Raw genomic sequence first — 20,927 nt, 5'->3', positions numbered from 1 at the left:
TCAGTCGGTCTCGGCGAGCGTGGAGCTGATCAGGCTGTCGAGGATGCTGCGGTCAGGGATCGCGCCGAGGATGCGGGCCGCAACGCGGCCCTTCTTGTCGATCACCAGCGTGGTGGGCGTGGCTTTGGGGGGAACGGTGCCGCTGAAAGCCAGCAGTACCGAGCCGGTGTCGCGGTCGAGGACCGACGGGTAGGTGACGCCGTGGTCTGTTGCGAAACCGAGGGCTGTGCCGGCCGAGTCGTAGAGGTTGACACCGAGGAAGCCCACGTCTTGAGGCTGGTACTTCTTGTAGAGGGCTTCGAGGTCGGGGGCTTCGACCCGGCACGGCGGGCAGCCGGCGTACCAGAAGTTCACGACGAGCACCTTGCCGGCGTAATCCTTCGATGACACAGCGTCACCGTGCTCGGTCGTACCCGCGAAGCTGATCGACGGGCCGCGATGGTCGAGGGCGATCTCGGTGATCGAGCCGTCGCCTGCGATGTAGTTCTGTCCGGTGCCGGCACGGTACTGGGCGGCCAAAGAGTCGGTGGTGCAGCCCGTGAGAAGGAGGGCGACAGCGGCCAGGGCTGCCGCGGGAGCGAGGATTCGGAGCCTGCGGTTCTTGGGCGTCGGCATCATACGGCCCCGACATCCGTCGCAGAGGCCTGCAGCACCCGTGCGGGTTCGACGTAACCGGCTTCGATGAGCGTCGTCTCGCCGTCGTCACCGAGGCGCTGTTCGATCGTGGTGATGCTCGACAGGGAGCAGCGTCGCTTACGCGGGTCGTGCGGGAACCGCTCGCCGGCGAGCGCGAGGTGGGTGACCCAGATGGGGAGCTGGTGGCTGACCAGCACGACATCGCCCGAGTCGACGGAGAGGAACGCATCGTCGAGTGCGGCACGCATGCGCTGCACGATGCTCACGTAGGGCTCGCCCCAACTGGGCCTGAGGGGGTTCACGACGTAGGGCCAGTTGCGCGGCTTGCGAAGGGCGCGCTTCATCACGGTGCCCTCGAAATGGTTCGTGGGCTCGATGACGCGGTCTTCGAGGTCGACGGGCAGCCCGAAGGCGAGCGAGATCGGTTTCGCCGATTCCCGCGTGCGCTGCAGAGGGGATGCCATGATCGCCGAGATCTTCCGGTCGCGTTCGACGAGGTCATCGGCGGCCGCCTGGGCCATCCGGTGACCGAGTTTGGAGAGGCCGAAGCCCGACATCCTGCCGTACAGGATGCCATCGGGATTGAACACCTCTCCGTGTCGGACGAGATGAACCTGGCTTGCTACCACGCCCCCAGTCTACGGAGGGCTTTGCCTTGAATTCGCCGGGAACGGCCGGGCGGTAGGCTTGATGGCTGTGACCGCACGCGTTTTGATCAAGAACTTGTCCGCCCTGCCCGACGGCCCTGTCACCGTTGCAGGCTGGGTCGATACGGTCCGCGACCAGAAGAAGGTGCAGTTCGTCGTGCTTCGCGACGAGTCCGGCGCCGTCCAGCTCGTCAATCCACGAACGACCGATGCCGACGGTGCGGTCGTCGCCGATGAACCGGCCACGACGATCTCCGGCCTCTCGCAGGGCACCTTCGTCGTCGCCACTGGCGAGCTGAAGCACGACGAGCGCGTCAAGCTGGGCGGGATCGAGATCAAGCTCGCGTCGCTCGTCGTCGAGACCGCATCGATCCCCGAGACGCCGATCGCCGCCGACAGCGGCATCGACAAGCGCATGGACTGGCGGTTCCTCGACCTGCGCGAGCCGAAGCACAACCTGATCTTCCGCATCCAGACCACCTTCGAGCACGCGCTGCGCGAGTACTGGGTCGACAACGACTTCATCGAACTCCACACGCCGAAGCTGATGGCGAGCGCGAGCGAGTCGCGCGCAGAGCTCTTCGAAGTGGGGTACTTCGAGACCAAGGCATACCTCGCGCAGAGCCCGCAGTTCTTCAAGCAGATGGCGCAGTCGGCCGGTTTCGGCAAGATCTTCGAGGTCGGCCCCGCCTTCCGTGCCGACCCCAGTTTCACCAGCCGGCACGCGACGGAGTTCACGAGCGTCGACAGCGAGATCAGCTGGATCGACAGCCACGAAGACGTCATGAAGCTGCACGAAGATCTCATCGTCGCCGGGTTCACCGCTGTGAAGGCCAAGCACGGCGAGCAGATCAAGGAGCTCTTCGATGTCGACGTCGTTGTTCCGTCGACGCCGTTCCCTCGCATTCCCCTGGCTGAGGCGAAGCGCATCGTCGCCGAGCGCGGCTACGAGGTTCCCCGTCACGACGACGACATGGACCCGGAGGGCGAACGTCAGATCTCCGCGTACGTGAAGGAGGTCTTCGACCACGAATTCGTGTTCCTGACCGACTACGCCTCGAGCATCCGGCCGTTCTACCACATGCGGCACGCCGACGATGTGACCCTGACGAACAGCTACGACCTCATCTTCAACGGTGTGGAGATCTCGACCGGTGCTCAGCGCGAGCACCGCATCGAGATCCTCGAAGCCCAGGCCCGCGAGAAGGGGCTCGACCCCGAAGAGCTCGAGTTCTACCTCGACTTCTTCCGCTACGGAGTGCCGCCGCACGGCGGTTTCGGCATGGGCCTCGCCCGCGTGCTCATGCTGATGCTCCACCTGTCGAACCTGCGCGAGACCACCTACCTCTTCCGCGGACCGACGCGCCTGCTTCCCTAGTCGCCTGTCGGCCGCATCGGCCTTCACCTCGTCAGAGGCGCATCCATTCGGAGCCCGCGACGAGGATGTGGCCGAGGAAGCGGAGACCGATCGTGGCTGCACCGGCACCGAGGCGGCGCGTGACGGCCATGTCTGCAACACTCGGTTCGAGCGAGCCGCTCGGATGGTTGTGGGCGACGGCGAAGGACCGGCCGCCCCTGGTGAGAACGGCCTGAAGTACCTCGCTCGGCTCGACCTGCACGGGAATGTCCCCGCCGTCGCGCACGAAGACGACCTCGAGCGGTCGAACAGCCCGGTCGGCGACCACCACGACGAACCGTTCCGTCGAGCGATGGGCGAGCTCCGGCAGGACGATCCGCGACGTCGCTTCATCGTCGACGAGCGGAGACCACGCCGAGGTCGTGCCGGCGCGCCGCCAGATCTCCAGAGTCGCCGTGAGCCGACCCGCCATGGCCGGGCCGATGCCGGGCAGCCGTTCGAGACGGGTGACATCCATCGCCGCGAGCCCACTGAACCCTCCGGTCTGGCGCAGGATCGATCGTGCCGTGGCGAGCACATTGCGGCCGGGCTGGCCGGTGCCGAGCACCAGTGCGAGGATCTCCTCATCGGTGAGGACGCTCGGGCCCAGCCGGCGAAGTCTTTCGCGGGGTCGGTCATGCGGTGGGACGGCTGCAAGCGGCTCTTCTTCCTCCTCGTCGAACATTCCCCCACGCTAGAAGGGCCGCCATCTCTGTGGTCCCGCTTCCGGGAATCTGTGGACAACCTGACCTGTGGAGGAGGTTGGCGTGCGAGGCGTCCCGCGGTGTGAGATCGTGGAAGCGAGCGGCCACGAGCCGCCGTATTCAGGCACGAAGGAGTCGCCATGACCGCCAATACCGACGTCGTCATCCTGTCCGCTGCGCGTACCCCGCAGGGCAAGATCAAAGGCAACCTCGCATCGCTGCGAGCTGTCGACCTGGGCGCTGTCGCGGTGCGTGCCGCGCTGGAGCGTCTCGGCTCGGGGGGTCCCGGAGCGCTCGGGGCCGGCGACATCGACGCACTCATCTTCGGCCAGGTGCTGCAGGCCGGCGCCGGTCAGAACCCCGCCCGCCAGACGTCGATCGCGGCCGGGCTCGGCTGGCAGGTGCCGACCGTGACCATCAACAAGGTCTGCCTCTCGGGGCTCGCCGCGATCGTCGACGCGGCCCGGCTCATCCGATCCGGTGAAGCCGAAGTCGTCGTCGCCGGGGGCCAGGAGTCGATGACCAACGCCCCGCACGTCCTTCCCGGATCACGTCTCGGCTGGTCGTACGGGTCGATCACGGCATTGGACTCTGCCGCGCACGACGGGCTCACCGACGCGTTCGACGGCGACTCGATGGGCGCATCCACCGAGCGTTACACCGCCAAACTCGGGCTGACGCGCGAGGCGCAGGACGAGTTCGCGGCCGCATCGCACCGCCGGGCGGGCGCCGCTGCCGCCACAGGCGTGTTCGACGCGGAGCTGGCGCCGGTGGTCATCCCCCAGCGCAAGGGTGATCCGATCGTGATCGACATCGACGAGGGCGTCCGGCCGGACTCGTCGGCGGACACACTCGGCAGACTGCGGCCCAGTTTCGCGGACGACGGCACGCTCACTGCGGGTAACTCGTCGCCGCTCAGCGACGGAGCAGCGGCGGTCGTCCTGACGAGCAGGGAGAACGCCGAGCGCCGCGGACTCTCCTGGCTCGCTGTCCTCGGTGCGAACGCTTCGGTGGCCGGTCCGGACAACTCCCTGCACTCGCAGCCCTCGCACGCGATCGCCGCAGCGCTGTCGAAGACCGAGTTCTCCGCATCCGACCTCGACTTCATCGAGATCAACGAAGCATTCGCAGCAGTCGCGCTCCAGTCGATGGCCGACCTCGGGCTCGACCACGATCGGGTCAACATCCACGGCGGCGCCATCGCTCTCGGGCACCCGATCGGCGCTTCGGGCGCCCGGCTCGTCGTGCACGCGGCCCACGAGCTCAACCGGCGTGGATCAGGCCGTGCCGCCGTTGCACTCTGCGGGGGCGGCGGACAGGGCGACGCATTGATCCTCAGCCGCTGAGACGAAAGGGATGACCGGCGCACGGTGGCACGCGCCGGGTTACGGTGACCAGATGGAGATCGAACACCGCGGTGTGCGCCCCCGCGTGCACCCGACAGCCTACGTCGCACCCAACGCCGTACTGAGCGGTGACGTCGAAATCGGGCCGCACTGCCGCATCCTGTTCGGAGCGGTCCTGACCGACGAGGGCGGCCCGATCCGACTGGCCGATCACGTCATCGTGATGGAGAACGCGGTCATCCGCTCGACCCGCCAGAACCCGGTGAGGATCGGCGATCACACCCTCATCGGGCCGCACACCTACGTCGTGGGCGCCACGATCGACAGTGAAGTCTTCGTCGCAACGGGCGCGCGGATCTTCAACGGGGCGCGGCTCGGCCGCGGCTCCGAAGTGCGCATCGACGCCATCGTGCACCTGCGCACCTCGCTCCCCGCGGACGCCACCGTCCCGATCGGCTGGGTCGCCGTCGGAGACCCGGCAGAGATCCTCCCGCCCGACCAGCACGAGGCGATCTGGGAGAGGCAGCGTTCGCTCGACTTCGCCGGTTACGTCTTCGGCATCGATCCCATGAGTATCGAACGGCCGTTCATGGTCGAGCTCACCGAGCGCTATGCGCGCTCGCTCCACAGTCATGGCGGCGACGCCCGCGTCGATGACGAGACGGCCTCGATCTAGGCGGAGCATGCCGCGCCCGCTATAGAGCGGACCACGTTAGCGACCTCAGCGCGTCCGAACCGGCTGGAACGCATTCGGCGGATAGTAGGTCACCGTCGACGTCCAACCATCCGGAAGCAGCACGGGAAGGAACTCACGTTCCGCCTCGGCACTGTCGAACGCGACGTCGATCACTTCGCGCCAGCGCCCATCCGGCATCCGCTGCACCGTCGCCTCCCAGGTGACGCCCGGCGTCTCCTTCGCCTGGAGCCGGAAATGGAAGCCGACAGCACGCCGCCGTTTCAGCAGCGACAGAAGACCCCGGTAGACCGTGAAGCGCTCCACCTCGGTGAACCAGGGCCGGAGGCTCCGCACCAGCACGTCCGCGTTCCAGAGGATCGTGGTCGCAAGCCCAGCGCGCGACTCGTAGATGTCGACCGCGATCACGCCCGGCAGCCGCCGCAGTGTCATGCGCAGGGAGTTGCGGGTGATCCCCTCTTCGACCGTGCTGTGCAGGTAGAAGGGCACAGAGGGCTGCACCGAGTATGCGCCCTCCCGCAGGACCGCGTAGTCGACGAGGCGCTGCCCGGGCCCGAAGAACACGCTCAGCTCACCGAGTGCCGCCGCGACCGGGCCGGGCGGATCATCCTCGACCGCAGCCGCCGTATCGGCATACGCCGTCGACTGGTGCAGAACACCGAGCCGGAACCCGCCGGGCAGCGGCGGCCCCGCCTTCACCGTGAGCCACTGCGGCACCCCGGGACTGCCGACACCGGAGCCATCCCGACGATCCGCCGGGTTCTCGCGCCCCTCGATGCGCGGCACGATATCGAGCACGTGCTCGAGAGCCAGCACCCGGATCCCGGACGGAACGGGCACACGCCCGAGCGGCGAACCCGCCGTGACCAGGTGGGTGACCGTGAAACCGTGCCGCTCGGCACGCACTGCGACCTGCGCGGCCACCATCCCGCCGAGACTGAAACCCGCGAGCATCACCGGTTCGCCCGGCGCGATCCCGGCGACTGCCATGGCCGCGATCCCGGCCCGTGTCATCGTCGGCTCGCGGTCCGCGCCGATGACCAGGTCGGCGGTGATGTCGTTGGGCGCCACCCCCGCCCGCGGATGCCACGATTTGGTGCTCGGGAACTGGACGAGCCAGCGACGGATGCCGTCCTCGGCAACGCGCGATGTGATCCGCACGACCCCGACATCGTTGCGATCGTCGAGATCGGGATCGCACAGATCGTCGATCTCGCGCTGGCTGACGAGCAGGTCGCGGTACCCGGTGATCTGCCGCCTCCGCATCGCGCCGGCCGCGAGCCCAGGAAAGCCCAGGGGGTCGGGGTAGGAGCCGAGCGTGAGTCCGAGCTGATCGGCCGTCGCGTCGTGGAGTCCGGGCGACGGGACGTAGTCGACCGGAGCATCCGGATCACGCCACCAGCGCACGAAGTCGGCGATCTGCGGAAACGCCACGACGAGGAAGTCGTCGAAGGTCTGAACTGCGGGGTCGTGCCCGTCGACGAGCCAGCCGCGGCGGCGACCGAGCCCGACGGCTTTGGCGAGGATGCCACGAAGGGTGAAGACGGCGAGGTACGGTCTGGCGCGCCAGCGGGGAGCGACCAACCCGAGCACGCTCGCCACCAGCGCGAGCGGCCCGAGCAGGAAGCCCGCCAGCCGGGCGGCAGCGCCGACAAGACGTGGGGCGCCGCTCAGGTACGACGAGCTGAAGACATCGGTCCGGCGCTTCCGCGACACCGGCGACGGGATCTCGAACGGATACTCGACCCGCCGCATCCGCTGGCCCGCGTACCAGAGCCACGCCCAGAGGTATCCGACCAGCCACAGCGCCAGCCAGACCAGCCAGACGACGATCGCAACCACGACGAGGACGAGCCCGACGGCCAGTGCGAGCACCGCCCCGACGACGACCCCGATGACGAGCAGGATCCGGCCGACGACTCCGCGCCCCGCCCACACCCGGGGCGGAAGCTGGGGCATCATGGCGTCAGCCTACCCCGGCGCGTAGGCTCGACCCGTGCCGAACACCACCCCGATGCTGCGCGTCGCCGCCGGCGAATTCTCGATGGGTTCCGAGCGTTTCTACCCTGACGAAGGCCCCATCCACGTCGTCGAGGTCGCCGCATTCGAGCTGGATGCGCATCCGGTCACCAACACGCAGTTCGCCGAATTCGTCGATGCGACCGGCTACGTCACGGTGGCCGAACGTCCGCTCGACCCGGCCGACTTTCCCGGCGTGTCCGTGGAAGACCTCGTACCCGGCGGCCTCGTCTTCACGCCGACCAGCGGACCGGTCGACCTGAACGACTGGCGCGCCTGGTGGAGCTGGGGAGCGGGCGCGAACTGGCGCCAGCCATACGGTCCCGAATCCGACATCGAGGGGCGCGGTGAGCATCCGGTCGTCCAGGTCGCGTTCGAAGACGCCTCGGCCTACGCGAGTTGGGCGGGCAAGCGCCTCCCCACCGAGGAGGAGTGGGAGTTCGCCGCCCGCGGCGGTTCGCGCGACGGCCTCACCTACGCCTGGGGCAACGAGGTCCGTCTGGACGATCACCTCATGGCCAACACGTGGCAGGGACGGTTCCCCTACCTCAACACGGGCGCAGACGGGTGGCGCGGGACGTCCCCGGTCGGATCCTTCCCGGCGAACGGCTACGGTTTCTTCGACCTCATCGGAAACGTGTGGGAGTGGACGACGACCTACTACTCGCCTCGTCACTACGTAGCAGAGGGCTCCGTCGACAGCGCCACCGTACCGACAGGCAACCCGATGATCCCCCCGACCGGCGCCACGAACCTGCTCACGCCGTCCGCGGTGTCCGCTTCATCCCACGACGGTTGCGGCTGCGGATGCGGGCCCGGCGAGGATGATCGACGTGCGGCGAGCGCGGAACCCGGCTCCGCCATCCCCCGCCGCGCCCTCAAGGGCGGGTCGCACCTGTGCGCTCCCGAGTACTGCCTGCGCTACCGGCCGGCTGCTCGCTCGCCGCAGTCCGACGACTCGGCTACGACGCACATCGGGTTCCGCTGCGCGCGGAGTCTCTGAGCCTGAGGCTCTGAGCCCGCGCCTGCGCCCACCCGATCGGGCGCCGCCTCGCCCTCACGATCGCGCGGAAAGCTCCGCGATCGCCTCCGCGACATCAGGATGCACGCGCCCGGCTTCGACCAATCCCTTCCACCAGGCCATCTTGCCCGCGATTTCGAGCGCGCCTTCCGGCAGCCCCGCGATGTGGAATTCCACGCCGGTCGCCGCGAGGTCGCCGTCGAGGTCGGTGAGCGCGTCCACCACCGCCACCGAGGTCAGCCGGAGCGGGGATGCGTCCAGCAGCGCGTAACGGATCGGCGCCGCATCCGCCGCAAGCCCCTCGATCGTCTCCAGGGTGCGCAGGACATTCGCCGAATACAGCCCGCCGAAAAGGGATATCACAATCCCGCCCGGGAACGGCTCCGACCCTGAGACCCGCTGACGGTTGAGCTCGTGGAGCACAGTGAAGAGCGTCAGCAGCACGCCCGCCGCCACAGCGGCAAGCAGCCCGACGGTCAGGCCGATCACCGCAGTCACCAGCGAGATCCAGAACTCCCGGGAGTCGAGGCGCGCCAGGCGCACCATTCCGGGGATGTCGATGAGCGCGAAGACGGCGACGAAAACCATCGCTGCAAGAGTCGCCTGTGGCAGGTTGCTGAGCACCGGTGCGAGGAAGAGCGCGACCAGGACGGCGAGGACCGCAGTCACCAGTGAGGCGAGCTGGCTGCGCGCACCGGCTCGCTGGTTGATAGCGCTCTGCGAGAAACCTCCTGCCGGCGGCAGGCTGTAGAAGAACGACCCGGCCAGGTTCGCGACGCCGGTCGCGAACAGTTCTCGGTTGCTGTCGACCTGCGGTTCCCCGCCTTGTCGCAGGGCGCGGGCGACCGCCGCGGACTCGAGGAACGCCATGACGGCAATCGCGAGGGCTCCGGGGACCAGCGCGCCCACATCCTGGAAAGTAGGCATGGTCGGGGCCGGAATTCCCTCCGGGACGGGCGGGATCAGCCGCACTCCCGCATCCGTGATGCCGGTGTATGCCGCGAGCAGAATACCTCCGACCACGACGATCAGCTGGCCCGGAACGCGTGGCGCGAACCGGCCGAACAGCACCAGCACGGCGATGCTTGCGACCGACAGGAGCACCGTCGCCAGGTTCGCCTCCGGCAGGGCCTCGACCGTACTCACGAGCGAGCGGATGAACCCGTGCCCGCTGAAATCGGTGTCCACTCCGAGGAGTTTCGGCAGCTGCCCGACAGCGACCGTCGCGCCGACGCCGACCTTGATTCCGATGAGGGTGGCCGGGTTGATGCTTTCGATGAGGGAGCCGAGACGCAGCAACCGACCGAGGATCAGGATCACGCCCACGAGAAATGTGAGGGTCACCAGATCGCGTTCCGCCTGGGCTGAGCCGCCCGCCACTCCCGCTGCGACGAGCGTGGTCGCCGTGAGCGTCGCGATCGTCGACGTCGTCGAGACGCTCATCGCCTTCGAGCCACCCAGCAGCACGTAGACGACCATCGGCACCATGCACGTGTAGAGCCCGATCTGCACGGGCATGTTGGCGATCGTCGCGTAAGCCATCGCCTGCGGGATGACCACGGCGCCGGCGCTCAGCCCAGCGATCAGATCGGGCGCGATCCACCCGGTTCCGTAACCGGCGAGGGTGGGGGCGAACCAGCGCTTGCGACGGGAAACGGTGGCGGCTGCAGTCGAAATCGTCGCCCCTCCCCCGCGTGATTCCATCCAACCTAGCCACAAACCGGCCCGCGACGATAGGTCTGTTGCCGGCGGGCCCATCCGCGCTAGCTTGTGCATACGAGCGCGGCCAGCGTGGTGCGCCGACCGTCGAAAGGACGATCACATGAACAACTTCTGGAATATCGTCTGGATCTTCTTCTGGAGCTTCGCGTTCATCGCCTACCTGTTCGCACTCTTCGCCATCATCGGCGACCTGTTCCGTGACCAGAAACTGAACGGGTGGTGGAAAGCCGTCTGGGTGATCTTCCTGATCTTCATGCCGTTCCTCACCGCCCTCGTGTACCTCATCGCCCGTGGCCGTGGGATGGCGGAACGCCAGGCCGAAGCGGTCGGCCGGGCTCGCGCGCAGGCCGACGACCACATCCGGTCGGTGGCGACCACGTCCCCTGCCGAGGACATCGCGAAGGCGAAGCAGCTGCTCGACAGCGGCGTGATCTCCCAGGGAGAATTCGACGCGCTGAAGGCGAAGGCGCTCGGCAGCAACCTTTACGCGCAGTCCTGATAATCGTTCGGATTTTCGGCCCTTGACCTTGGCTTTTGCCTGGTCAGGGGCCGTCCGAACGACCCAGATGTAATATGCATGTATGCCTGTCCCAACGACCGAGAGCGTCACACCGCGCAGGCTCATCCGCGACGAAGTCTTCCTTCGGCTGCTCGATGCGATCGTCGACGGAGACCTCGCCCCTGGCGAACAATTGCACGACTCCGAGATCGAAGAATGGGTCGGCGTATCCCGCACCCCCGTTCGCGAAGCTCTCAACCAACTCGCTGCGATGGGGCTCGTCGAAGTCCTCCCGCAGAAGCGCACGCGCGTAGCCCCCATCGACATCCCTCGGCTTCGCGGTCTCGTCGCAATGCTCGGGGCGCTCTACGTCAGCGTCGTGCGCGATACAGTGCCGCTGCTCACCGCTGCCGACCTCGCTGAGCTCGACGCGTTCGCCGACCGTGCCGAAGCGGATGAGCGCGACGGCGTCTCGGAGGATGTGCGCCAGTCCCACCTCACTGACTCGCTCCTCAATATCTACGTGCGCCGCCTCGACAACAAGACCATCGCGCGACTGTCGACCCGTCACGTCCCCGAACTCAGCCGGGCGCTGAAAGCAACCCCGTCGTTGCGCGGATTCCAGCTGGGTGCGCCGATCATCCGCGAGATCGTCGACGCCTCGCGCCGGGGTGAGGCCGACGCAGCGGCCGATAACGTGCGACGGTACTGGGATGTGGCGCTGACCGCTCTCGTCGACGACCTGGCCGAGGCCGAGGCCGACAGCGCAGCCGCGCCCGCAGCCGCGCCGAAGGCAGGCTGACCATGCCCCTGCCCACGAGAGACTCCCGGCCGGTGGAACGCCGGCTGCTGCGAGACGTCGTCTACGAGCGCCTGTACACCGCGATCATCGACGGAACGCTCGAACCCGGCGAAGTACTCCTCGACGAGAAGCTGACCGCGTGGCTCGGCGTCTCCCGCACCCCCGTGCGCGAGGCGCTCATGAAGCTCGCCGACATCGGCCTCGTCGAACTCGCCCCGAACCGCTACACCCGCGTCGCGCCGATCGACCTGCGCGCCATCGACGAGGCGATCTACGCGACCGGAATCCTCGTCGAATACGCCGCGCGCACATCCGTCGCCACCATGGAGCCCGCCGCGATCCGCCGCCTGGAGGAGCACAGCAGGTCCGCCCGCCGGCTGGCCAAGTCCGGGGACCTCCCCGGTCTCGGAACCGCGCTGAGCGACTTCTTCATCGAGTTCGAGAGATCGACTGACAACACAGTGCTCCTGACGGCCGCCGAGGGGCTGAGCCCCCAGCTGCTGCGCTACGTGACCGTCTGGCAGATGCCGTTCGGGATCGAGGACGTGGCGTCAGCGGTGGCCGAGATCGCGGCGGCTGCCAAAGCGCGCGACGGCGAACGCACGGCCGAACTCATCCGCGACCTCTACGCACCGGCGCGGGAGACGTTCATCCGGGACTACCGGCGCACCGACGACGAGATCGACGCACGACCGCTCGTGTGAACCGGCGCTCGCCGATGGGGCCGTCAGACCTCGAAGTCGACAGCCGAACGGTCGGCGACCACCGTGCGGATGTATGAGGCGACCTTCTTGTGCTCGGGATGCTCCTGGTAGCGGGCCAGCGCATCCGCATCCTCGTACTCGGCGATGAGCACGAGGTCGAAATTCGCTCCGGGATGCAGCACGTTCTCGCCGACCTCGAAACTCAGGATCTCGGGGATGTGCGGGGGCAGCGAGCGAAGCCCTCCCGCGATCGTGGCGACCTGCTCTGCGCGCTCGGTGTCATCGGTCGCAGCGAGCTTCCATGTGACGACGTGGCGGATCATGATGCCTCCAGGAGAGCTGTTCGAAGGCGCGCCGGGTCGACGCGCCAATAGGTGTGCATCCGCCCGTCGATCAGGACGACGGGGATCTCGTCGGCGTACCGCTCGAGCAACTGCGCGTCGTCGAGGATCGACCGCTCCGACAACGTAACCGCAGGCGAGCCCTCGGGCAACGCCGAGACCACCGAACGGATGACATCGCGCGCGTCATCGCACAGATGGCAGCCGGGCTTGCCGATCAGCGTGAGGTCGATGTGGGCCACGAGTTCAAGCGTAACTGCAAAGCAAAAAGCGCCGGAACCATGAAGGAACCGACGCTCTCGACCAGTACAGCGACGAGGGAAACCCTCGCGGATGCTCTACTTCTTGTTGCGACGCTGGTGGCGCGTCTTGCGAAGCAGCTTGCGGTGCTTCTTCTTCGCCATACGCTTGCGGCGCTTCTTGATTACGGAACCCACAAAGACCTCACAAAGAATAGGGGGTTTGCCGCGGGTTTCGCGGCGACACAAAGGCCAAGTCTAGCGGAACCTAAGCGGTCTCGGCGACGTGGTTCTCCAGGGCCTGCGTGACGGCCGACTCGGGAACACGGAACGAGCGCCCGAACCGGATCGCCGGAAGCTCACCCGAGTGCACGAGCCGGTACACGGTCATGCGTGACACGCGCATCATGTCGGCCACCTCGGCAACCGTCAGGAAGCGCACGTCGGAAAGATCGGCAGGCATCTCGAATGGTCCTCTGCGTTCGGGTAATCGCAATGTTACTCGTGTGACACGAGTAGTGAATCGAAACTCTAGGGCAGCAGGCCCGCGCTGTAAATAGGGAGGTCGGACGCCTAATCGCGACGCCACTTGCGCGGCGTCACCTTCTCGACTGCAGTGGTCACCCGATGGCTGGTGTCAGCGAGCACCTTGCCGACGGACCCCGCGAACTCGCGCGTCTCCTGGGCGAGCGCCTCGCTGGCCTCGAGTTCCTCGAAATCCGACGAGAGGAATGGGATGATCCAGTCCTCGACGTCTTCGAGCGGGCCCGAATCGAGCTGGTAGTAGCGATGCTGGCCCTCCTCGCGCACCTTCACGAGCCCCGCATCCCTCAGCACTTTCAGGTGCTTCGACACCGTCGGCTGGCTCAGCTCCAGTTTGGCGACGATCTCGGAGACGCTGATCTCCCCGGAATGGTGCACATCGTCGACGTATCGGTCGAGCAGGACCCGGAGGATCTCGCGTCGGGTCGCGTCTGCGATCACGTCAAAGATGTCTGCCATGGGTCAAGGGTAGTCACTTCCGCCACCGGAGTACCATGACAACCTGTTGCCTGTCGTCGGGGAGGAGCAACGGATGAACGCAGCCCGGGTTTCGCGCCTCACACCGACCAGCTGGGGCGGCCGGCTCAGGGAGGCGGTCAACACTTTCGCGGGGCGCAGCCCGTCGCGGTTCGCGATCCTCGTGTTCGTGACCCTCATCCTCGTGTTCACCCTGCTGTTCTCGCTGCCGATCGCGACCGTCGGACGCAGCAGCACGCCGCTCGCCGACGCGCTGTTCACCGCTGTCTCGGTGATCTGCGTCACGGGTCTCTCGACCGTGAACATGGCCACCCACTGGTCGGGTTTCGGTCACGTGCTCGTGTACGTCGGCGTGCAGATCGGCGCGGTGGGGGTGCTGACCATGGCGTCCATCCTGGGGCTCGTGATCTCGCGCAGACTCGGCCTTCGCGCGAAACTGATGGCCGCGAGCGACTCCAACCCCCTGCGGCTCCACAGCGGCCCCGTCGCCGAAGGGCAGGCGGTGCGGCTCGGCGAGATCGGCAACCTGCTCCTGACGATCGCGATGAGCATGGTCGTCATCGAAGGAGTCGTTGCAGTGCTCCTCTTTCCCCGGATGCTGCTGGCGGGCATCCCCGTCGGCGAGTCCGCGCTCGACAGCCTCTACTACTCGGCGATGGCCTTCACGAACACGGGGTTCACTCCGAACGCCGAGGGCCTTGCGCCGTTCGCCGAAGACTTCTGGTTCCTCGGCGTGCTCATGATCGGTGTCTTCCTGGGCGCGATCGGATTTCCCGTAATCTACGCCATCGCCCAGAACCTGCGCCGCGAGAACCGCGGACGCCGCCGACGCTGGTCCGTCCACGTGAGGCTGACGCTGCTGATGATGGCGATCCTGCTCGTCGCGGGGGCCGTGATGTACATCATTCTCGAGTACAACAATCCGAAGACCTTCGGCAGGCTCGGCCCGGGCGACACGGTCTTCCAGTCGTTCTTCCTCTCGACGATGAGCCGCTCAGGCGGGTTCGCCACCATCGACATCAGCAAACTCAACGGGTCGAGCCTGCTCGTCACCGACATGCTCATGTTCATCGGCGGCGGGTCGGCGTCGACCGCCGGCGGCATCAAAGTCACCACGCTGGCTGTGCTGTTCCTGGCGGCGATGGCCGAGGCCCGCGGTGTCGAGTCGATGGATGCGTTCCGTCGCCGCATCCCGAGCGACGTCCTGCGGCTCGCGGTCGCGATCGTGCTGTGGGGCGCGACGACCGTGGCGGTGTCGAGCATCATCATCCTGCAACTCACCAAAGCACCGCTCGACCATGTGCTCTTCGACGTCATCTCGGCGTTCGCCACCTGCGGCCTGTCGACCGGTCTCACCGAGAAGCTTCCGGACGTCGGCGTCTATGTGATGGCCGCGACGATGTTCCTCGGGCGCGTTGGTACAGTGACACTCGCGGCCGCGCTCGCGCAGAGCCAGCGGCGGCAACTGTTCCAGCGCCCGGAAGAGAGGCCCCTCGTTGGTTGACCGGATCAAGCACGACGCGCCCGTCCTCGTGATCGGGCTGGGGCGCTTCGGCGCTGCGACGGCAGGGCAGCTCGACCGGCTGGACCGGGAAGTGCTCGCGATCGACGCCGACGCGGGACTCGTGCAGAAGTGGGCCGAACGGGTGACCCACGCGGTGCAGGCCGACGCGAAGTCGATCGATGCGCTGCGGCAGGTCGGCGCGCAGGACTTCTCGATCGCCGTCGTCGCGGTCGGCTCATCGGTCGAAGCCAGTGTGCTCATCACCGCCAACCTGGTCGACCTGAAGATCCCGCAGATCTGGGCGAAGGCGATCTCACACTCGCACGGCAAGATCCTGGAACGCATCGGCGCGAACCACGTGATCTACCCCGAGGCGGAAGCCGGCGAACGCGTGGCGCACCTCGTCTCCGGGAGGATGCTCGACTTCATCGAATTCGACGACGACTTCGCGCTCGTCAAGATGTACCCGCCGAAGCCGATCCGAGGGTTGCCGCTCTCGGAGTCCGGCGTGCGGCGCAAGCACAAGATCACGGTCGTCGGGGTCAAGAGCCCGGGCAAGCCGTTCACCTACGCGACGGCGGAGACCGTCGTCTCGAACCACGACCTCATCATCGTCTCGGGCGCCTCTGGCGACATCGAACGCTTCGCCGCCCTCGACGCCTGACCGCGCGCCCGGGCCCCGTCCCCGGTGCCCATGTCGGCGAGCACAGGAAAAAACGCGTCACTTGCGCGAGTCGGGATGTTTTTTCCTGTGCTCGCGATGCGGGGCGGGTGGGGCGGGGCGGGTGGGGCGGGTGGGGCGGGTCAGGACTGGGCTAGTTCGCGGGCGCGGGCTAGAGCGGCGTCGGTGGCGCGGTCGAACAGGGCCTTCAGGTCGGCGGACTCGAGCACGCCGATCGCGCGCTCCGTCGTGCCGTTCGGGCTGGTGACGCGGCGGCGCAGCTCGGCAGGGTCCTCGCCGGATGCGACAAGCAGCTCGGATGCGCCCAGGAACGTCCCATGCACCAGCGTCCTCGCCTGCTCGGGGGTGAAGCCCTTGTCGATCGCGGTCGCCGTGAGCTGCTCGACGAGATAGAACACGTAGGCGGGGCCGGATCCCGAGATCGTGCTCAACGCATCCAGTTCGCCCTCGGGAACCTCGACGACCTCGCCGACCGTCTCGAAGAGTGTCCGCACGAGAGCGAGGTCGTCGGGCGACGAGCGGGGACCGCCGCTGATACCGGTGACCGCGCGCCCCACGATCGCCGGGGTGTTGGGCATCGACCGCACGACCGAGACCGACCCGGGCAGGTGCCTCTCGAAGGTCGCGATCGTCACGCCCGCGGCCACGCTCACGATCACGGCGCCGGGGGTGACCGAATCGGCGATCTCGCGGAGCAGGTCGGGCACCATGTGCGGCTTCACCGCGACCAGCACGATCTCGGCGCCGTCGACCGCGAGACGGTTGGCGTCGGCGTTGTCGTCGGTCGCGTAGGCGGTGATTCCGGAGACGCCGGCGAATTCGGCAGCTCGGGCGCCGGTGCGGTTCGTGACCCGGATGCCCCCCTCGACTTTCACATCCGGTTTCTGGAGCCCGCTGAGGATCGCGCGGCCCATGGAGCCCGCCCCCAGAATCGCGATGGTGGGAAGGATGATGCTCTGCGTCTCGGTCACAGGACCATCCTAGGATTGTCAGCATGAGCGCATCCGGTGGAAACAAGGCGATCGTCGCAGCCCTGCTGGCCAACCTCGGAATCGCGCTGACCAAGTTCATCGCCTGGTTCGTGTCCGGTTCGTCGTCGATGCTCGCCGAGGGTGTGCACTCCCTCGCGGACTCCGGAAACCAGCTGCTCCTCATGCTCGGCGGCCGCCAGGCGAAGAAGCGCGCCGACAAGGAGCATCCGTTCGGCTACGGACGCGAACGCTACGTCTACGCGTTCGTGGTGTCGATCATCCTGTTCTCGGTCGGCGGCGTCTTCTCGGTATACGAAGGCATCGACAAGATGCGTCACCCGCATCCGCTCGACAACATCTGGGTGCCCCTGCTGGTGCTCGTGATCGCGATCGGTCTGGAGAGCTTCTCGCTGCGCACGGCGGTCCGCGAGTCCACGCCGCTCAAGGGGACGCAGTCGTGGGTCCAGTTCATCCGTCGCGCCAAAGCGCCCGAGCTGCCGGTCGTGCTCCTCGAAGACGTCGCAGCGCTCATCGGCCTCGTGTTCGCGCTGTTCGGCGTGGGGCTCACCGCGATCACCGGCAACGGGGTCTTCGATGCGATCGGCACCCTGCTCATCGGCTCGCTGCTCATCGTGGTGGCGATCGTGCTCGGAATCGAGACCAAGAGCCTCCTCGTCGGCGAAGGTGCGAGCGACGAGGACGTCGCCGCGATCGAGAAGGCCGTGCTCGCCGGCGACGAAGTGGAACGCATCATCCACATGAAGACGCTGTATCTCGGCCCGGATGAGCTGCTGGTCGCGACCAAGGTCGCGGTCGCAGGCGACGACCGGCTGGCCGACGTGGCGAAGGCCATCGACGTGGTGGAGGCGCGCATCCGGGCCGCGGTTCCGATCGCGCGCTCGATCTACATCGAGCCGGACGTGTGGGTCGACCCCGCAGGAACGCACCCGACGACAGACGCCATCGTCATCAAGGGCCTCGAGTGACGCGCACCGCGGTCGTGCTCCAGCACGACCCGACCATCCACCTGGGCAACATCGGGCCGGTGCTGCGCGAACACGGGTACGACGTGCGCATCGTCGACGCGACGGCCGAAGACCTGACCGCCATCGACCCGGGCGAGGCCGACCTCGTCGTCGTGCTCGGCGGCGAGATGGGTGCGTATGAAACGGATGCGCATCCCTTCCTCCTCGACGAACGCGAACTCCTGCGCGACCGGCTCGCAGCCGAGCGCCCGACGCTCGGAGTCTGCCTCGGCGCGCAGCTGATGGCCGGGGCGCTCGGCGAGCGCGTCTATAAAGGGGACACGAAGGAGATCGGGTTCCGGCCGGTCGAGACGACTCCGGCGGGAGCGCAGTCGCCCGTGCGGCACTTCACGGGCGTACCCGTCGTCGAATGGCACGGCGACACCTTCGAACTGCCGGCCGAGGCGACCCTGCTCGCGTCGTCGAGCGCCTACTCGAACGAAGCGTTCTCGATCGGCGACTTCGCGCTCGCGGTGCAGTTCCATCCCGAGGTAACGGACGACATGCACGAACGCTGGGTCGTGGACGGCTACAACGAGCTTTCGGATGAGCAGCTCGACGCGGATGCGCTCCGTGCGGAACGCGAACAGTACTCGGCAGCGATGCAGGACGCGTCGCGTCGCGCTTTCGGCGAGTGGCTCGACCAGCTGGACGCCGCCCGCGGTCGCTAGCGTTTGGCGACGAAGAAGTCGTACAGCAGCTCGCCGCACGCTTCCGCCTCGACGCCGGCGAACACCTCGACGCGATGATTGAGCCGCCGGTCGCGGAGCACGTCGTACACGGATCCGGCAGCACCGGCCTTCTCGTCCCACGCGCCGAAGACCACGCGCGGCACCCGGGCGGCAAGGATCGCACCCGCACACATCACGCACGGTTCGAGGGTGACAACGAGCGTGCATCCCTCCAGGTGCCAGTCGTCGCGTGCGGCCGCAGCCTCGCGAAGCGCGAGCACCTCGGCATGCGCAGTGGGATCGTGGCGCAGCTCGCGCTCGTTGCGTCCGGTGCCGATGACCCGGCCATCCGCATCCACCACCAGGGCCGCGACGGGAACGTCGCCGGTGTCGAGTGCGCGACGTGCCTCAGCGATGGCATCGCGCATGAGGGCGTCGAATCCGGCGGGGGCGGGCAGTGCCACGCGTCTCCTCCTTCGCCGGGCGCACTCCACGGCAGTCCGATAGATTGAGCCTATGCGAGTCCACGTTGCAGACCACCCCTTGATCACCCACAAGCTGACGGTGCTCCGCAACAAGAACACCCCGTCGCCGGTGTTCCGTGCCCTCACCGAAGAGCTCGTCACCCTGCTCGCATACGAGGCGACCCGCAACGTCCGGGTCGAGCCGGTCGACATCGTCACGCCCGTCACAGCGACCACCGGCGTCACCCTCAGCCAGCCGCGACCACTGGTCGTGCCCATCCTGCGCGCCGGGCTCGGGATGCTCGAAGGCATGGTCAGGCTGATGCCGAGCGCAGAGGTCGGCTTCCTGGGCATGGTGCGCAACGAGGAGACCCTCGAGCCGACGACCTACGCCGAGAGGCTGCCGGAGGACCTCTCCGACCGCCAGTGCTTCGTGCTCGACCCGATGCTGGCGACCGGCGGCTCGCTGGGAACGGCGATCGAGTTCCTCTTCAAGCGCGGTGCTGTCGACGTGACCGCGATCTGCATCCTGGCGGCTCCCGAAGGCCTCGCGGCGCTCGAGAAGGCGACCGAAGGACGTGACGTGACCATCGTGCTCGGGGCCCTCGACGAACGGCTCAACGAGAACGGCTACATCGTTCCCGGACTCGGCGATGCCGGTGACCGGCTCTACGGAACTGTGTGAAACATTCCGTAATGATTTGACATGGCGAGTCATTCTCCGTTTTACTTGCCAGCATGACTGACAACTCGCGTACCCTGACCTCCTTCGAGGCCCCTGGGGATGCCGGCATGATGATGCCCGGCCGTGACGCTGTCATGTGTTGCCGAATGTGCCGCTAATCTAGCGACCCTTCGCCGAGTCCCGACGCCGCCGACCTACTGAGTCGTCCCGGCCGCGGACTCCCCGGATGCCCCACACCCGCATCCGACTACGGCCACTCTGAGGCCCAACACAACACTCGAATCCCTGGCACAGCCGTATCTGCACACGGCACTGGTCGACCCAGACTGCGACGGATTCACCGCATCATCACTTCAAAGGATTCCTCTCATGTCTCTCGCAACCGTCGACACCGCCCCCTCCTACTCCCCCGCCCGTCGCCTCGCCGCCGCTCCCGCAGCATCCGCTGCCACCGCATCCGCGTCGACCCCGGCCCCGGCGCCGAAGATCCGCGCCGTCCCGAACGGGACCGAGGCCCGCGGCTTCGTCCTCTACGTCGGCATCGATGAGGCGAAGGCCGCTGCCGCCGGTACCGACCTCGGCCAGATCGTTGAAGCGCTGAAGCGCCTGACCGCCGAAATCGCTCCGTCCGCTGAAACCTACGCTGCCGTCGCCCTCGCTCCGGAAGGTGCGGGCGGCCGTGACGTGGACGTGGTGCGCCTCGCTCTGCAGGATCCCGCAGCGATCGCCAAGCACCGTCACGTCGCCGAAGAGGAAGACGAGGACCGCGCCTCGGGCGGCGTCGTCGTCGACATCTCGCGCAAGCGCCTGATCCTCGACAACCAGCCGGCCGCCCTCACGTACAAAGAGTTCGAGCTGCTCCAGTACCTGGTGCTGCGCGAAGGCCGTACGATCGAGCGCGCAGAGCTCATCGCGTCACTGTGGAGCGCTACCGACGACGAGGTGCCCAACGAGCGCACCATCGACGTCCACGTGCGTCGCCTGCGCGCGAAGCTCGGGCGCTTCGAAGACATCGTGCGCACGGTGCGCGGCGTCGGCTACCGGTTCGACCGTCACGCCGACGTGTCGATCCGCCACGCGAGCGCGCCGAGCCCAGACCTCTTCTAGGACGGCGCGGGTTGCACCCGCTCGCCTC

At 67.4% G+C, this 20,927-nt stretch carries 25 protein-coding genes; 13 read left to right on the top strand and 12 right to left on the bottom strand.

Annotation, left to right across the window (positions count from 1 at the left end):
* Positions 1-618 (bottom strand): TlpA family protein disulfide reductase, encoded by a 618-nt coding sequence (locus AAYO93_RS01915; RefSeq protein WP_345763339.1) that lies wholly within the window; start codon positions 616-618, stop codon positions 1-3.
* The gene (locus AAYO93_RS01910; protein ID WP_345763338.1) at positions 615-1,265 is read right to left on the bottom strand and encodes a histidine phosphatase family protein; all 651 of its coding nucleotides are present in this window, start codon (positions 1,263-1,265) and stop codon (positions 615-617) included. The genes AAYO93_RS01915 and AAYO93_RS01910 overlap by 4 nt, the downstream gene beginning before the upstream one ends.
* A gap of 61 nt (positions 1,266-1,326) precedes the next feature.
* Between AAYO93_RS01910 and aspS the strand changes: the two genes are divergently transcribed.
* The gene (gene aspS, locus AAYO93_RS01905; RefSeq protein ID WP_345763337.1) at positions 1,327-2,661 is read left to right on the top strand and encodes an aspartate--tRNA(Asn) ligase; all 1,335 of its coding nucleotides are present in this window, start codon (positions 1,327-1,329) and stop codon (positions 2,659-2,661) included.
* Positions 2,662-2,692: 31 nt separating this feature from the next.
* Here the strand turns inward: aspS and AAYO93_RS01900 are convergent, their stop codons facing one another.
* Positions 2,693-3,364, bottom strand: a complete 672-nt coding sequence (locus AAYO93_RS01900) for a JAB domain-containing protein (protein WP_345763336.1) — start codon at positions 3,362-3,364, stop codon at positions 2,693-2,695.
* Between the two features lie 159 nt (positions 3,365-3,523).
* Here AAYO93_RS01900 and AAYO93_RS01895 point away from each other — a divergent pair, with 159 nt between their 5' ends.
* Entirely contained in the window at positions 3,524-4,729 is a 1,206-nt protein-coding gene (locus AAYO93_RS01895; protein ID WP_345763335.1) for an acetyl-CoA C-acetyltransferase, read from the top strand.
* A 10-nt stretch (positions 4,730-4,739) separates the two neighbouring features.
* Positions 4,740-5,405, top strand: coding sequence for a gamma carbonic anhydrase family protein (locus AAYO93_RS01890; RefSeq protein WP_345763334.1), 666 nt, complete (start codon positions 4,740-4,742; stop codon positions 5,403-5,405).
* Positions 5,406-5,450: 45 nt separating this feature from the next.
* On the opposite strand, the gene AAYO93_RS01885 is transcribed toward AAYO93_RS01890, so the two are convergent.
* A complete protein-coding gene (locus AAYO93_RS01885) occupies positions 5,451-7,385 on the bottom strand; it encodes a thioesterase domain-containing protein (RefSeq protein ID WP_345763333.1) in 1,935 nt (644 codons plus the stop codon).
* Positions 7,386-7,437: 52 nt separating this feature from the next.
* Here AAYO93_RS01885 and AAYO93_RS01880 point away from each other — a divergent pair, with 52 nt between their 5' ends.
* Positions 7,438-8,445: a formylglycine-generating enzyme family protein gene (locus tag AAYO93_RS01880; RefSeq protein WP_345764940.1), complete on the top strand. Its 1,008-nt coding sequence runs from the start codon at positions 7,438-7,440 to the stop codon at positions 8,443-8,445.
* A gap of 54 nt (positions 8,446-8,499) precedes the next feature.
* Here the strand turns inward: AAYO93_RS01880 and AAYO93_RS01875 are convergent, their stop codons facing one another.
* Positions 8,500-10,167 carry a SulP family inorganic anion transporter gene (locus tag AAYO93_RS01875; protein ID WP_345763332.1) on the bottom strand — a complete coding sequence of 556 codons (1,668 nt, stop codon included), beginning with the start codon at positions 10,165-10,167 and terminating at the stop codon, positions 8,500-8,502.
* A gap of 118 nt (positions 10,168-10,285) precedes the next feature.
* Here AAYO93_RS01875 and AAYO93_RS01870 point away from each other — a divergent pair, with 118 nt between their 5' ends.
* The 3 genes from AAYO93_RS01870 (at position 10,286) to AAYO93_RS01860 (ending at position 12,190) form a co-directional block, all read left to right on the top strand.
* Positions 10,286-10,684, top strand: coding sequence for an SHOCT domain-containing protein (locus tag AAYO93_RS01870; protein WP_345763331.1), 399 nt, complete (start codon positions 10,286-10,288; stop codon positions 10,682-10,684).
* Positions 10,685-10,766: 82 nt separating this feature from the next.
* Positions 10,767-11,486, top strand: a complete 720-nt coding sequence (locus tag AAYO93_RS01865) for a GntR family transcriptional regulator (RefSeq protein ID WP_345763330.1) — start codon at positions 10,767-10,769, stop codon at positions 11,484-11,486.
* A gap of 2 nt (positions 11,487-11,488) precedes the next feature.
* Positions 11,489-12,190, top strand: coding sequence for a GntR family transcriptional regulator (locus AAYO93_RS01860; RefSeq protein WP_345763329.1), 702 nt, complete (start codon positions 11,489-11,491; stop codon positions 12,188-12,190).
* Positions 12,191-12,213: 23 nt separating this feature from the next.
* Here AAYO93_RS01860 and AAYO93_RS01855 read toward each other — a convergent pair whose 3' ends face one another.
* The 5 genes from AAYO93_RS01855 to AAYO93_RS01835 all read right to left on the bottom strand — a co-directional run bounded on the left by AAYO93_RS01855 (position 12,214) and on the right by AAYO93_RS01835 (position 13,772).
* Complete coding sequence (locus AAYO93_RS01855; protein WP_345763328.1) at positions 12,214-12,513, bottom strand: Dabb family protein; 300 nt, start codon at positions 12,511-12,513, stop codon at positions 12,214-12,216.
* Positions 12,510-12,773 carry a glutaredoxin family protein gene (locus AAYO93_RS01850; protein WP_345763327.1) on the bottom strand — a complete coding sequence of 88 codons (264 nt, stop codon included), beginning with the start codon at positions 12,771-12,773 and terminating at the stop codon, positions 12,510-12,512. The genes AAYO93_RS01855 and AAYO93_RS01850 overlap by 4 nt, the downstream gene beginning before the upstream one ends.
* A gap of 96 nt (positions 12,774-12,869) precedes the next feature.
* The gene (locus AAYO93_RS01845; protein WP_003792170.1) at positions 12,870-12,968 is read right to left on the bottom strand and encodes a 30S ribosomal protein bS22; all 99 of its coding nucleotides are present in this window, start codon (positions 12,966-12,968) and stop codon (positions 12,870-12,872) included.
* Positions 12,969-13,038: 70 nt separating this feature from the next.
* Positions 13,039-13,233, bottom strand: a complete 195-nt coding sequence (locus tag AAYO93_RS01840) for a helix-turn-helix domain-containing protein (RefSeq protein ID WP_345763326.1) — start codon at positions 13,231-13,233, stop codon at positions 13,039-13,041.
* A 110-nt stretch (positions 13,234-13,343) separates the two neighbouring features.
* Positions 13,344-13,772 (bottom strand): ArsR/SmtB family transcription factor, encoded by a 429-nt coding sequence (locus AAYO93_RS01835; RefSeq protein ID WP_345763325.1) that lies wholly within the window; start codon positions 13,770-13,772, stop codon positions 13,344-13,346.
* Positions 13,773-13,845: 73 nt separating this feature from the next.
* On the opposite strand from AAYO93_RS01835, the gene AAYO93_RS01830 reads away from it, so the two are divergent.
* Both AAYO93_RS01830 and AAYO93_RS01825 read left to right on the top strand, forming a co-directional pair.
* Positions 13,846-15,294, top strand: a complete 1,449-nt coding sequence (locus AAYO93_RS01830) for a TrkH family potassium uptake protein (protein WP_345763324.1) — start codon at positions 13,846-13,848, stop codon at positions 15,292-15,294.
* On the top strand, positions 15,287-15,958 hold the full coding sequence (locus AAYO93_RS01825) for a potassium channel family protein (protein WP_345763323.1): 672 nt from the start codon (positions 15,287-15,289) through the stop codon (positions 15,956-15,958). Before AAYO93_RS01830 ends, AAYO93_RS01825 begins: the two co-directional genes overlap by 8 nt.
* Before the next feature lie 140 nt (positions 15,959-16,098).
* Here the strand turns inward: AAYO93_RS01825 and proC are convergent, their stop codons facing one another.
* The gene (proC, locus tag AAYO93_RS01820; RefSeq protein ID WP_434056699.1) at positions 16,099-16,890 is read right to left on the bottom strand and encodes a pyrroline-5-carboxylate reductase; all 792 of its coding nucleotides are present in this window, start codon (positions 16,888-16,890) and stop codon (positions 16,099-16,101) included.
* Between the two features lie 80 nt (positions 16,891-16,970).
* On the opposite strand from proC, the gene AAYO93_RS01815 reads away from it, so the two are divergent.
* Entirely contained in the window at positions 16,971-17,933 is a 963-nt protein-coding gene (locus AAYO93_RS01815; protein ID WP_345763321.1) for a cation diffusion facilitator family transporter, read from the top strand.
* Positions 17,930-18,643, top strand: coding sequence for a glutamine amidotransferase (locus AAYO93_RS01810; protein ID WP_345763320.1), 714 nt, complete (start codon positions 17,930-17,932; stop codon positions 18,641-18,643). Before AAYO93_RS01815 ends, AAYO93_RS01810 begins: the two co-directional genes overlap by 4 nt.
* Here the strand turns inward: AAYO93_RS01810 and tadA are convergent.
* The gene (gene tadA / locus AAYO93_RS01805) at positions 18,640-19,071 is read right to left on the bottom strand and encodes a tRNA adenosine(34) deaminase TadA (protein ID WP_345764939.1); all 432 of its coding nucleotides are present in this window, start codon (positions 19,069-19,071) and stop codon (positions 18,640-18,642) included. The two genes, AAYO93_RS01810 and tadA, sit on opposite strands and share 4 nt — an antisense overlap.
* 88 nt (positions 19,072-19,159) lie before the next feature.
* On the opposite strand from tadA, the gene upp reads away from it, so the two are divergent.
* Both upp and AAYO93_RS01795 read left to right on the top strand, forming a co-directional pair.
* Complete coding sequence (upp, locus tag AAYO93_RS01800; RefSeq protein ID WP_345763319.1) at positions 19,160-19,792, top strand: uracil phosphoribosyltransferase; 633 nt, start codon at positions 19,160-19,162, stop codon at positions 19,790-19,792.
* A 369-nt stretch (positions 19,793-20,161) separates the two neighbouring features.
* Positions 20,162-20,899, top strand: coding sequence for a winged helix-turn-helix domain-containing protein (locus AAYO93_RS01795; RefSeq protein WP_345763318.1), 738 nt, complete (start codon positions 20,162-20,164; stop codon positions 20,897-20,899).
* Positions 20,900-20,927 lie beyond the last annotated feature (28 nt).

Source organism: Diaminobutyricibacter sp. McL0608, assembly GCF_039613825.1.
GTDB lineage: Bacteria > Actinomycetota > Actinomycetes > Actinomycetales > Microbacteriaceae > Diaminobutyricibacter.
Note: the sequence above shows the minus strand (reverse complement) of the source record. Positions and strands in the feature narration are given on the sequence as shown.